This window comes from Paenibacillus sp. FSL M7-1455, assembly GCF_038004655.1.
GTDB classification, from domain to species: Bacteria; Bacillota; Bacilli; order Paenibacillales; family Paenibacillaceae; genus Paenibacillus_AQ; species Paenibacillus_AQ cookii.
Genome location: NZ_JBBORO010000001.1, coordinates 2,496,291 through 2,508,508 on the forward strand (window position 1 = coordinate 2,496,291; position 12,218 = coordinate 2,508,508).

Sequence of the window (12,218 nt, forward strand, 5' to 3'; positions counted from 1 at the left end):
ACGATGCAGACGAAGTTGTGATGGCAGGCAAAACGGCTAAGGGGATGCCCCTGGAGCCGTTTTTTTGTTTTTAGCCGGTACGCATCCGCTGCCAGGAGCCGCAGTTAAGTTTTCTTTAAGCTGGCCGTGCTACCATCATGTTCATTCAAGGGAAGGGAGAAGAGAAGGCATGAACAAGGTGGCTAGGAATGTATTGATCATCTGCGGCTGCGTCGTCGTGATCGGAGCGGGAGGGACTTATGCTGTCCAGAAAAGCGCGGCCACGCCGAAGACGGAAACGGCGACGATTACATACGAAGTCAAGAAAGGGGATCTTTCCAAGACGGTGACCTCTTCGGGCAATGTGGAAGCCTCGGATTCGGTCAATCTGGCCTTCAGCGGAAAATCCAAAGTGACCAAAGTGCACGTGAGCCCCGGCGATAAGGTGTCAAAGGGCCAGCTGCTTGCCGAGATGGATGCCACGGCGCTGCAAAACGCGCTGCTGTCCGCGCAGGCGAATTACGAAAGCGCGGCCGCCAAGCTGAAAAGCCTGCAGGAAGGAACGGACGCGGATACGATCGCGAACCAGAAATACGAGGTTTCCAAAGCCAAGGCGGATTGGGAAAATGCGCAGAGCGAGCTGGCGGAGGCCAAAAAGCAGGCCGATCCGACGTATATCCAGCAGCAGCTGGACAAGGCAAAAAAGACGGTGGAGATTGCCCAGGCGAAGCTGGATCTGGCGAAACAGGGAACGGATCAGTCGCAGGTCCTGTTCGCCCAAGTGGCGCTGGAGAACGCCCAAAACGCGTACAAGCAGGCGGCTTCGCGGCAGAGCGGAGCGGATGCTTCCCAGTCGTCGGTAAAAACGGCGGAGAGCAAAGTCGAAAGCGCCAAACGGGCCTACGATCAGGCCGTGCAGCAGTTGAACAACCTGCAAAAAGGGCCGGAGGAAAGCGAGCTGGCCATGGCCAAAGCGAGCGTGGCGCAGGCGGAGGCGAACGTAAACGACGCTAAGGCAAATCTGACGGGCGCCAAAATTTTCGCTCCGTTTAACGGAGTCGTGTCCGCGGTCAATATCAAAGCGGGCGAGTATCCTTCCGGGGATGCGGCTGCGGCGATTTCGATGTTTTCGACCGAAGGCAATTACAAAATTTCGGCACCCATCGACGATACCGACATAACCGACGTAAAAGTCGGGCAAGAGGTTCGAATTACGTTCGACGCGTTGACGGGCGTGGCGTTAAAGGGGAAGGTCACGAACAAGGCCGTTCTCGGCGAAGTCCAAAGCAGCGGGCTGGTCACGTTCCCGGTAACCGTCGAAATCACCCCGGGCCAGGACAACGCCGATAAGCTTATTCCCGGTCTCAGCGCTACGGTGGCGATCGTTACCGACGGGAAAAAGGACGTGCTGACCGTTCCGGATGCGGCGATCAAGTCGTTCGGCGGCAAAAAAATCGTCATGGTTGAAACGGGCGGCAAAACGGAACAAAAGGAAATCACGACCGGGCTGGACGACGGCGCAAGCTCGGAGGTCATCTCCGGCCTCTCGGAAGGCGACAAGGTAACGATGACGATGACGACGTCTTCCTCTGCCAAAACCAACGCTTCGATGATGCAAGGCGGGTTCGGCGGTTTTGGCGGGTTCGGCGGCGAAACGGGCGGGGGAAGGCAGCCTTTTCAGCCGTCGGGCCGGAGCGGAGGCTCGCGTTCAGCCGGTTCCGGCGGAGGTGGCGGCCAATGATCACGTTTGAGCATGTCGAGAAAATCTACGCCTCCGGAGAGATGAAAGTCCATGCGTTAAAAGGCGTGTCGCTGCAGATCAAGCCGCGCGAATTCGTGTCCATCATGGGCCCGTCGGGGTCGGGGAAATCCACGATGATGAATGTTATCGGCTGTTTGGACAAACCGAGCTCCGGCACGTATACGTTAGACGGCGTCGATATCGGTTCGGCTTCGGCCAAGCAGCTGGCGGCGGTCCGCAATCAAAAAATCGGCTTCGTTTTTCAAAATTTCAACCTGCTCAAGCGGACCTCGGCGGTCGAAAACGTGGAACTGCCGCTGTTGTACGCCGGGAAAAACAAAAAGGAGCGGCGCGAACGGGCGGAATATTGTCTGGAGCTGGTGGGCCTGAAGGACCGGATGCACCATAAGCCGAACGAGCTGTCCGGCGGGCAGCAGCAGCGGGTTGCCATCGCCCGGGCGTTGGCGAACGAACCTGCCATTATTTTGGCCGACGAACCGACGGGCAATCTGGATACGGCATCCTCCGAGGAGATCATGGACATATTCAAGCGGTTGAACGACGGCGGCAACACGATCGTCCTCGTAACGCACGAGCCGGAAATCGCGGCGCATACGAAACGAATCATCTGGTTCCGAGACGGGCGAATCGAATCCGACCGGCTGAACGTGGAGCGTGTGTCCGGATGAAAATGGGAGAATTGTTCAAGCTTTCTTTTCGAAGTTTGCAAAGCAACCTGCTCCGTTCCTTTTTGACGATGCTCGGCATCATGATCGGGGTTGCGACCGTCATCGCCATGATTTCGATCGGGCAGGGGACCAACGAACAGGTGGCGAGCCAAATCCAAAGCTTGGGCTCCAACCTGATCACGATAACCGCCTCCTCGGCCGGATCATCCGGCAGCGGGGGATCGGGGAGCGGCATGCTGAAGCTGACGGACGCCGACCCGCTCTCCCGAATCGATACCGTCCGGTACGTAGCGCCCGTCACGCAGGCAAACGCTCAGTTCAAAAACGGAAAAAATGTTACGTCAACCAGCGTGACCGGAACGACCCCGAGCTACGCGGACATCAAATCCTGGGAAACGGATATCGGCCGCTTTTTTACGGAGGATGAAGTTACGGATAAAGCCAAGGTGGTCGTTTTAGGGGCCACGACGGCCGAAAACCTGTTCGGGAAGGCGGGTTTTGACGCGATCGGCAGCATCGTCAACATCAACAACGTCCCGTTTCGCGTCATCGGCGTGCTGAAAGCGAAAGGTTCGTCCGGCTCCCTGGACCAGGACGATACGGCCATCGCGCCGATTTCGACCGTGCAGTCCCGCTTGATGTCCGGCAGTTCCAGAAACGGCCTTCATCAAATTCTGGTGGAAGCCAAATCTCCGGATGCGATGCAAAGCACGATCGCGCTGATCGAATACACGATGCGCCAGAGCCATAAGCTGGGAAGCGCGGAAGATGACTTCAAGGTTCAGAGCCAGGAAGACGTCTTGTCCTCGGCCGAAAGCGTGACGAAAACGCTGACGCTGTTTCTGGGCGGCATCGCGGCCATCTCGCTGCTTGTCGGCGGGATCGGCATCATGAACATCATGCTGGTGTCCGTTACGGAGCGTACCCGGGAGATCGGAACCCGCAAAGCGATCGGGGCGCGGGAAGGCGCGATTTTGTCCCAGTTTCTCGTCGAATCCGTCACGCTTGCCGTTCTCGGCGGCATCGCCGGCGTTTTGCTCGGCTTCGGCGGTTCCAAGCTGGTCGGCCATTTCATGAGCATCCAAACCGCGGTATCGCTGAACTCCGTGCTGCTGGCGGTCATTTTTTCGGGCTGCATCGGCATGGTCTTCGGGGTGTTCCCGGCAAGAAAAGCGGCCAGGCTGGACCCGATCGAAGCGCTGAGATACGAATGAATACGGAAAAAGAGCCCGTTAATCGGGCTCAGCAGAGTGTCGAGAAAGTCCAACGGACTTTTCGACACTCTATTTTTTATATGGGGAATCATATCTTTTAAAATAAAAATCGATTTAAAGCGCTCTGAGACCCCTACTTCAGTGACCGACGAGGCAATTTTAAACCCCCTGCAAAAAAACAGGGGGTTTCTCGACAGCCTGCAGGCTGTCGAGAAAGTCTCGACAGCCTTCTTTATGTTTATTTATTTTAAGACAGCACCGCGTTAATGTTGTATAATATAGATAACTACTCATGAACGGATGGTGTCTTGAATGCTGAGATCTAATCGGGAAAAACAACAAAGCTACGAATTCGTGTCAATTGAAGAGCTGGTTCCACAGGATCATTTGCTGCGGAAAGTGGACAAGTATATCGACTTCTCCTTTATTGACGATAAGGTTCGTCCTCTTTACTGCGCAGATAACGGGCGGCCAGCCATTGATCCGGTCGTTCTGTTTAAGATGATTTTTCTCGGTTATTTTTATGGCATTCGCTCCGAACGCCAGTTGGAACGCGAGATTCAAACGAATTTGGCTTACCGCTGGTTTTTAGGTCTTGGTCTAACCGATAAAGTCCCAGACCACTCCACCATTAGCTGGAACCGGCGGACTCGATTTAAGGATACTGACATTTTCCAGGAGATCTTTGACGAAATCGTCCTCCAAGCGATCTCGCACAAAATGGTGGGCGGGCGTGTGCTCATTACCGATTCGACTCACGTAAAAGCCAATGCCAACAAGCACCACTATACCAAGCAGGAAGTTCTGCAAAACACCAAGGACTATATTGACGAACTCAATGAGGCTGTGACGGAGGACCGCAAAGCGCACGGAAAAAAGCCCTGAAAGTACGAGAGGAAGTGAATGGAACCAAAGAAATTAAAGTGAGCACCACCGATCCTGAAAGTGGCTATATGATTCGCGACGGTAAGCCAGAGGGGTTCTTTTATCTCGACCACCGGACGGTAGATCTTAAATACAATCTCATTACCGATGTCCATGTTACGCCAGGAAATGTCCACGATTCGGTTCCGTATTTGTCGCGATTAGACCGCCAAAGAGAACGTTTTGGATTCAAGGTTGAAGCTGTAGCCCTGGATTCCGGTTATTTAACTACGCCCATTTGCCGAGGCTTACAGCAGCGAAAGATTTTTGCCGTTATTGCACACCGGAGATTTCATCCGAAGCAAGGTTTGTTTGCCAAATGGAAGTTTACTTACGACGCTGAAAGTAACACCTATATCTGCCCGGAAAAACACCAACTGACATACCGGACTACCGACCGGAAGGGTTACAGGCAGTATGCGTCAGACCCGGAACATTGCAAGACCTGCCCGATGCTTGCGCAATGCACTCATTCCAGGAACCACCGGAAGGTACTGACCCGACATGTCTGGGAAGACAGCAAAGACTGGGTGCGAAATAACCGGCTAAGCCGAGACGGCAAGCAGTTGTACCGCAAACGAAAAGAAACGATTGAGCGAAGCTTCGCGGATGCCAAAGAGCTCCATGGGTTTCGCTATTGCCGTTTGCGCGGGCTCTCAAACGTCACGGAACAAGCGTTGATGACGGCCGCCGTGCAGAACATGAAGAAGATGGCGATCCATCTGGATCGCCTGGAAAAGAGGGGGTAACCCTTCTTTTTTAGCAACTGCAAATGAAAATAAGAGAAACCCAACGTCTACAAGACGTGGGTTTCTCGACAATCTGAGCCCGTTAATCGGGCTCTTTTTCTTCTTTGACCGTTACCGCAGGTTGGTTCCACAGGATGACATGTTTCGTCTTGCTGAGTTTCTCGTAAAAAAGCTGGGGATCTTTTCGAAACAGGCGGATGAGGACGTGGATAAAAAACCAGGCGTCCATGACGAAGACGACCATGCCGAGGATGAGCCGGCCGACGTCCGGCACGTTGTCGAGCGATCCCGCCAACAGGCGGTTAAGCCCGAAAAATACCCAGTAAAGCAGACCGTAACGTTTGAGGAGCGCCGCGAGCGTAATGGGTTCTCCCATGTTCGTCAGCTTGATGCGGACCAGCCATTTTCCCGGAGTCACGCCATGCGTCAGCCACGGAATCAAAATGAAATAAATCCCCGTGGCCACCCAAAACGCGGCTTTGACATGAAGAATGAAACAGATCGCCATCAATATCGGCCAGATGACCGAATCGATCAAAAACGCGACGGCCCGGCGGGTGTATGTGACTCTTTTGGCGGACAAATCCACGTTTTCATCGAGTTTTTCGATCCTTGGCAGGAGCCCGGACAACCATTCGGCCGCCACATACCCGCAAATGCCGCCAAGGGTGTTCATGATGAGATCATCGACGTCGAATACGCGGTATGCATGGTCATATATTCCGTAAATGCCCGTCAGCTGGGTCACCTCGAAAAAGAGGGAGAGCAGGAACGAAAACAGGATGGACCGGATCCAGCCCGTACGGAAGTAATAACGGAGCACCATCCCGAAAGGCACCGTCAGAATGATGTTGAAGATGACCTGGAGAAACGCCCGTTCCTTCAGCAAATGCCAGTAAGTGGACGGAGCCGATCCGACGACCGACGTCTCTTTTAAAATATCGAAAATGAAGTTCAGCGGCACCAGCTGCATGGCCCCGGACGCCAGCGCGGGGTTATGCCGCGACGACGGCAGCGGAAGGATCACAAGATACAACGCATTCATTAAGTAAAGCAAAAACAGGTACAATACAAACGCCCGTACTTTATTGATATAACCGTATTTGCGGTATTGCACGATCAGGAACGGAAGCGTGAACAACAACGCCGCAAACGGAAAAGACATAAAGGCGTAAGAAATGGGAAACAGATAGGAATGAAGCACACGATCACCGCCAATGTTTAATCAAGGCCGCCGTGGAAAGACAGCCGGTAATGATCATAACATAATCGAGCCTTATTCTCGATTAAATTAAGTTTAAATTTTCCTATTGCCGTCTTAAATATTGTTCACAAAAACGCAAAATCGTTTATACTGGACTATACGTTTAATTAAATTCATCGTCATTCATGTATGAGTGCATCAGGAGGATATGGATGGGACAACCAGAAGGATCGTTGCAGAAAAAACTAAAGCCTAGACATATCAGTTTTATGGCTATGGGCGGCGTCATCGGAACAGGCATTTTTAAAGGCAGCGCGGAAACGATCGGGCTTGCGGGACCGGGCGTCATCGTCACGTACGTGTTTGCGGGGCTGCTGCTGCTGGTTGTGATGGCGGCGATGGCCGAAATGGCCACGGTATACAAGGGCAGGAATATGAAGGATTTCGTGAGGGAAGCATTCGGCGAAAAGGTGTCCTTCATTTTGGGATGGATGTACTGCTTTATGTGGCTTTCGGTATGCGTCATCGAAATCATTGCCGCGGGCAGTTTCTTGCAGTATTGGCTGCCGGGGGTGCCGTTATGGGTGCTGAGCCTGGCTTCCGCGGCATTGATCATCCTGATCAATTTGCTGAGCGTAGGGACGCTCGGGGAATTCGAATTTTGGCTGGCGGGCATCAAAATCGCCATGATCATCGTATTTATCGTCCTGGGCACTTGCCTCATTTTCGGGATCATTCCAAGCGGCAATACGCCGTATCTGAGCAATTTTGCCGGTGCCGGCGGCTTTTTCCCCGGGGGCTGGACATCCGTTTTTTCGGCGATGCTGGTCGTCATGTTCTCCTACGGCGGCTCCGAGCTGATCGGCTTGACGCTCACCGAGACGGAAAATGCCGAGCGCATATTGCCCAAGGTCGTCGGCAATTTCATTTTAAGGATCATTTTGTTTTTTACGCTGCCGATCCTCGTCATTTGCGGCTTGATTCCGTGGCACGAGGTCGGGCAGGAAAGCAGTCCGTTCGTGCAGGTGCTGTCGGCGACGGGGCTTGCGGGCGCGGCTCACATTATGAATTTCATTCTGGTTACGGCGGTGCTGTCGGCTGCGAACTCCGGCATTTACGGCGCGTCGCGGATGCTGTATTCGATGGCTGCGGCCGGGGAGGCGCCGAAGGCGTTGTCCAAAACGAACCGCAAGGGAAGTCCGGTCAACACGCTGCTGTTATGCGCGGTCATCCTGCTTGCGGGCGCCATGCTTGGCTTTTTCGCGCAGGATCAGCTGTTCAGGGTGCTCATGGCCGTGCCGGGATTCGTCGTATTGCTGGTATGGATTTGCATTGCGCTGTCGCAAATGAAGCTGCGCAAAAGGTATCCGGTGAAACCGTCGTTTAAGGTGTGGGGATACCCGTATGTTACCGGAATCGCCGCGTTATGTTTGGCGGTCATCGCCGTATTTTTTGTGGTGGACCGGCAAAACCGTTTAAGCATCGGGATTTGTCTTGCCGTTCTGCTGCTGCTGATCGTTTGGTCCTTTGCCAAGTTTCGCGGAAAACGGCCAGGCGGGAAAGCGAACTAGGCAACCCGGACAACACAAGCAAGACCGACCGTTCCTTGGAGAGGAAACGGCCGGTCTTTTTTTCGTTGGAATGCGATGTCTTCCATCTTGGCGATCAGGCTGGAAATCAAAAAATACTAAGAAAATGAAAAAATGATTATATCTGTAATTCCCATGTGAGATTAAAGTTAAATATGTAATCCAATATGCAATGAAGAGGAGGAGAACAAAAAACATGAGCGGAAAAGGAATGAAAGCTAACCGGTGGACGGCGGCCATCCTTTGCTTGCTGATTGCCTTGCCTTTCGGATTCGCCGGCAGGGCTTCTGCGGAAACGGTGTTTACGGACGATTTCGAAAACGGCACGGCTTCCGATTGGACGGCCGCCACGGGGAATTGGTCCGTCGTTCGCGAGGGAAGCGGCAATGTTTATTACCAATCGAGTACCAGCGAAGGACGGACCTCTGCAGGCAGCGCTTCCTGGAAGGATTATAGCGTGGAGGCCAAAGTCAAGGTCGACAACTTCAACGGCACGAACCGGACATACGTCACCGGACGTTATCGGGACGGCAACAACTATTATGCCGCTTCCCTCTACAATAGCGGCGGCGGCAAGCTTGAGATCAGGAAAAAAGTAAGCGGTTCCTCGTCGACGCTCGCTTCCGTCGATTACCCGCTGACAACCGGCACCTGGTACACGGTCAAGCTTGAGCTTTCCGGCTCGTCGCTCAGCATGTACGTTAACGGGGAATTGCAGCTGACGGCGACCGATACGAGTCTGGCTTCCGGCGCGGCAGGACTTTTGACGTACAAGACAATCGCCAAATTCGACGACGTGAAAGTGTCAGCGACCGGCGGAGGCACCGATCCGGGCACGGACCCCGGTACGGATCCGGCCACCGACCCGGGAGAGACTCCTTCGCCGATTGCGGGAGATATCTTCGTATCGCCTGACGGATCGGCCGGAAATGCCGGAACCATCGACAGCCCGTTAACGCTCGAAGCCGCGCTTGCGCGGGTACAAGCCGGCCGTACCATCTATATGCGCGGCGGAAGCTATGCCTTCTCTTCGACGGTTACGATCGCCCGCGACAACAGCGGGGCATCGGCAAGTCAGCGCAAGGCTCTTGCAGCTTACGGCAGCGAGAAGCCGGTCCTTGATTTCTCGGCCCAGCCGTTCGGATCGACGAATCGGGGGCTGCAAATTTTCGGGGATTATTGGCTGGTCAAAGGCATCGAAGTGAAGGGAGCGGGAGATAACGGCATTTATATCGGCGGCAGCTATAACCGGATCGAAAATGTGGAAACCCATCATAACCGCGATACCGGCCTGCAGTTAGGCAGATATCAGTCATCGGTTGGATATGACGAATGGCCGAAATACAACGAAATCGTTAACGCGTATTCCCATGACAATTTCGATCCCGACAACGGGGAGGATGCCGACGGGTTCGCGGCCAAGCTGACCGTCGGTCCCGGCAACGTGTTCGACGGCTGCATTGCCGCCTATAACGTTGACGACGGCTGGGATTTATACACGAAATCGGAAACGGGCGCGATCGGCGCCGTGACGATTCTGAACAGCATCGCATACAAAAACGGGGCGACCTCCGACGGGACATCCACGACGAACAGCGACGGCAACGGTTTTAAGCTGGGCGGCGAAAAAATCAAGGTGGATCACATCGTCAAAAACAGCATCGCCTTCCAAAATAAAAAGCACGTCTTCACATACAACAGCAATCCCGGTTCCATAACGCTGACCAACAACACTTCCTGGAACAACGGGCAAAGCAATTTTGCCTTTGACGCCGGAACGCATCGATTCACGAACAATCTCTCGTTTGCAGGAGGCTCGAGCGACAAAACAAGCGGAACGGATGTGGAAAACACCAACGTATGGTGGAAAAACAACGCCTCCGTGAACGGCAAAGGACTGGCAGCCAGCCCGGCCGATTTCGCGTCGCTCACGCCTTCGGTCATCCGAAACGCCGACGGCTCGCCTAACCTGGGCTATTTCCTGAAGCTTGCCCCGGGGAGCGACCTGATCGGTTCCGGAAGTCCGGCAGGAACCAACATCGGAGCCCGATGAAAGAGGAGGGTTAAACGGGCCCGACTTTGCGCATGGCCGGTTTGAACCCGGATATCTGAAAGCGATTCCATGCCGGGATTGCAAAAAAACGGTTGGCCGTTGATGAACGGTCAACCGTTTCTTTTTCCTGGCTGCAAGCTTCCGCGTGCGAGATCCCCTTAATTTAAGCTCAACTGCCAAGAAACCCCGAAACGGTCCTGAACCCAAGCGAATTTTTTGGCAAACGGATAGGCCGCAAGCGGCATCAGGACGGCACCGCCTTCGGATAGCTTGGCGAAGGTTTCGTCGATTTCCTCTTCGGACTCGCAGTCGACGAACAGCGAAATCGCGGGCGTAAACGTAAAGGCGTGATGGACGCTGCTGTCGATGCACAGGATGGTTTGTCCTTTAACGGAAAAGGCCGCCTGCATGACCGACCCTTCCGTCCCCGATTCGTTGGGCCCGTAACGCGTTACGCGCAGGATTTCGGCCGGGCTGAATACCGAGACGTAAAAATTCATCGCCTCTTCGGCCTGCCCTTCAAACATTAAAAACGGCGTTACTTTCGGTTCCATCGTTTTTCGCTCCTTTAAAGTATGTTACAATCACTTACGGGACGATTCTGGCATTGCCGGGCAAGCTGGACTGATATTCTTTTAGGCAACATTCTACCGGATTGGACCCCGGAGGGACAAGCTGCCGCCAAAGCGGGACATTCGAGCGATAGAACAGCAGCCCCTGCAGGATCGATAACTCACTGAAACCCGGATGCCTTGATCCAAAACATAAAAACAAAGGAGGCTGCCGTGTTATGGCGACAGTCCGCGAGCTGTTGACGGAAGCGGATTTTCGGGAGGCCGAAGAACAAAGGCTGCCGATCCGCGTATTCCGCGACGACCATTTGATCGACTCCTTGACGTATATCATCCGATTTACCGAAAGCACCGTCATTACCCAGTCGGATGTCAGCGACCTGACATACCATTCCCGCGGGGAATGCCAATTTTTTGAGATCCGCAAATCATGAACCGAAAGCAAAAGCATGGAAACGCATGGAAAGGGGCGTTCACGCGATTCGTTTCCGTGCGTTTGATGTTTTTCGGCCCGGTCTACGGGGGAAAACGGCAAAAAAGAGCTTCAGACTGAAGTGCCCCCTGTCAAGTGGACAGTGTAAAAAAACAAAAATAGTTTATCTAGATCCCTCAGTTTGTTTAACGGAACTGAGGGATCTTCCTTATGCAACTCGCCTGTATTCGTTGGGTGACAGACCCTCTAAACGTTCTGTATAGCGATGGTTATTGTAATAGCGAATATAATTGCTAACATCTTTCAGGACGTCTTCATAGGTATCATGCTTTGTAAGATAATAACTTTCCGATTTATAAGTACCCCAAAAGCGCTCAATAGGTTGGTTGTCCAAGCATCGGCTCACACGAGACATGCTTTTCATAAATCCATACTTTAGTTGGAGCCGATTATACTCGTGGGACGTGTACTGGAAACCTCTGTCGCTGTGTAGGAGTGGGGTTACACCGGGATTCTTCTCATAAGCCTGCTTCAGCGTATCCACCACGAGTTTAGTGTTGTTGGAATGGCTTAATACCCATGAAACAATGGAGTTATCATATACATCGATAATGGCGCTTAAATAGGCTTTGCGGCCATTTCCATACTTCAGTTCTGTCACATCTGTACACCACTTTGTATTTGGAGACTGGGCCTCAAAGTTACGGTTCATTACATTTTCAACGACATGGGTCTCTGGGGCTTTCATATAGCTTGGTCGTTTCTTACGAATGACTGCTTTGAGGCCAAGCGCACGCATAATTCGGTAATAGCGCTTTTTGTTGTACTGCTTTTTGAGCTTTCGGTTTAATTGAGTACGCATTTGGCGGTAGCCAAGTATTCCGTTTCGCTTGTCATAACGAAGCTTTACTTCTTTGGCTAGCACTTGAATTTCAAGTTCCTTGGTAGATGGCGTCCAACCTAACCACTTGTAATAGGCAGATCGAGCAACCCCTGCTAACGCACACAACTTCTTAATTGCGTAACCTTTTTCTTTGTTCAGTTCTTGAATCGCTTGATACAAGTTTACTT

At 53.0% G+C, this 12,218-nt stretch carries 9 protein-coding genes and 2 pseudogenes; 8 read left to right on the plus strand and 3 right to left on the minus strand.

Annotation, left to right across the window (positions count from 1 at the left end):
- Positions 1-169 precede the first annotated feature (169 nt).
- The 4 genes from NYE48_RS11505 (at position 170) to NYE48_RS11520 (ending at position 5,296) form a co-directional block, all read left to right on the plus strand.
- A complete protein-coding gene (locus NYE48_RS11505; protein ID WP_340998676.1) occupies positions 170-1,720 on the plus strand; it encodes an efflux RND transporter periplasmic adaptor subunit in 1,551 nt (516 codons plus the stop codon).
- Positions 1,717-2,409 carry an ABC transporter ATP-binding protein gene (locus NYE48_RS11510; RefSeq protein ID WP_212947707.1) on the plus strand — a complete coding sequence of 231 codons (693 nt, stop codon included), beginning with the start codon at positions 1,717-1,719 and terminating at the stop codon, positions 2,407-2,409. The genes NYE48_RS11505 and NYE48_RS11510 overlap by 4 nt, the downstream gene beginning before the upstream one ends.
- Positions 2,406-3,623 carry an ABC transporter permease gene (locus NYE48_RS11515; protein WP_340998677.1) on the plus strand — a complete coding sequence of 406 codons (1,218 nt, stop codon included), beginning with the start codon at positions 2,406-2,408 and terminating at the stop codon, positions 3,621-3,623. Before NYE48_RS11510 ends, NYE48_RS11515 begins: the two co-directional genes overlap by 4 nt.
- A gap of 312 nt (positions 3,624-3,935) precedes the next feature.
- A protein-coding gene (locus tag NYE48_RS11520) for an IS1182 family transposase (RefSeq protein WP_340998301.1) occupies positions 3,936-5,296 on the plus strand; the annotation gives its coding sequence in 2 pieces (ribosomal slippage) (positions 3,936-4,506 and positions 4,506-5,296; 1,362 coding nt in all).
- Positions 5,297-5,378: 82 nt separating this feature from the next.
- Here the strand turns inward: NYE48_RS11520 and NYE48_RS11525 are convergent.
- The gene (locus NYE48_RS11525) at positions 5,379-6,500 is read right to left on the minus strand and encodes a VanZ family protein (protein WP_340998679.1); all 1,122 of its coding nucleotides are present in this window, start codon (positions 6,498-6,500) and stop codon (positions 5,379-5,381) included.
- Between the two features lie 212 nt (positions 6,501-6,712).
- On the opposite strand from NYE48_RS11525, the gene NYE48_RS11530 reads away from it, so the two are divergent.
- From NYE48_RS11530 to NYE48_RS11540, 3 genes and pseudogenes are all read left to right on the plus strand, one after another.
- Positions 6,713-8,071 (plus strand): amino acid permease, encoded by a 1,359-nt coding sequence (locus tag NYE48_RS11530; protein WP_340998680.1) that lies wholly within the window; start codon positions 6,713-6,715, stop codon positions 8,069-8,071.
- Positions 8,072-8,300: 229 nt separating this feature from the next.
- Positions 8,301-8,888 (plus strand): annotated as a pseudogene (locus tag NYE48_RS11535) (LamG-like jellyroll fold domain-containing protein); the annotation flags it as partial.
- Positions 8,889-8,978: 90 nt separating this feature from the next.
- Positions 8,979-10,142, plus strand: a pseudogene (locus tag NYE48_RS11540) (right-handed parallel beta-helix repeat-containing protein); the annotation flags it as partial.
- Between the two features lie 158 nt (positions 10,143-10,300).
- On the opposite strand, the gene NYE48_RS11545 reads toward NYE48_RS11540, so the two are convergent.
- Positions 10,301-10,696, minus strand: coding sequence for a VOC family protein (locus NYE48_RS11545; protein ID WP_036714103.1), 396 nt, complete (start codon positions 10,694-10,696; stop codon positions 10,301-10,303).
- Between the two features lie 236 nt (positions 10,697-10,932).
- On the opposite strand from NYE48_RS11545, the gene NYE48_RS11550 reads away from it, so the two are divergent.
- Positions 10,933-11,148: a hypothetical protein gene (locus NYE48_RS11550; protein ID WP_036714101.1), complete on the plus strand. Its 216-nt coding sequence runs from the start codon at positions 10,933-10,935 to the stop codon at positions 11,146-11,148.
- Between the two features lie 207 nt (positions 11,149-11,355).
- Here the strand turns inward: NYE48_RS11550 and NYE48_RS11555 are convergent, their stop codons facing one another.
- Positions 11,356-12,210: an IS3 family transposase gene (locus NYE48_RS11555; protein WP_081872853.1), complete on the minus strand. Its 855-nt coding sequence runs from the start codon at positions 12,208-12,210 to the stop codon at positions 11,356-11,358.
- Positions 12,211-12,218 lie beyond the last annotated feature (8 nt).

Bases quoted from the DNA above. Each gene is read 5' to 3' on its own strand.
- NYE48_RS11505 (WP_340998676.1), top strand. From the start codon at position 170: ATGAACAAGGTGGCTAGGAATGTATTGATCATCTGCGGCTGCGTCGTC.
- NYE48_RS11510 (WP_212947707.1), top strand. From the start codon at position 1,717: ATGATCACGTTTGAGCATGTCGAGAAAATCTACGCCTCCGGAGAGATG.
- NYE48_RS11515 (WP_340998677.1), top strand. From the start codon at position 2,406: ATGAAAATGGGAGAATTGTTCAAGCTTTCTTTTCGAAGTTTGCAAAGC.
- NYE48_RS11530 (WP_340998680.1), top strand. From the start codon at position 6,713: ATGGGACAACCAGAAGGATCGTTGCAGAAAAAACTAAAGCCTAGACAT.
- NYE48_RS11545 (WP_036714103.1), bottom strand. From the start codon at position 10,696: ATGGAACCGAAAGTAACGCCGTTTTTAATGTTTGAAGGGCAGGCCGAA.
- NYE48_RS11550 (WP_036714101.1), top strand. From the start codon at position 10,933: ATGGCGACAGTCCGCGAGCTGTTGACGGAAGCGGATTTTCGGGAGGCC.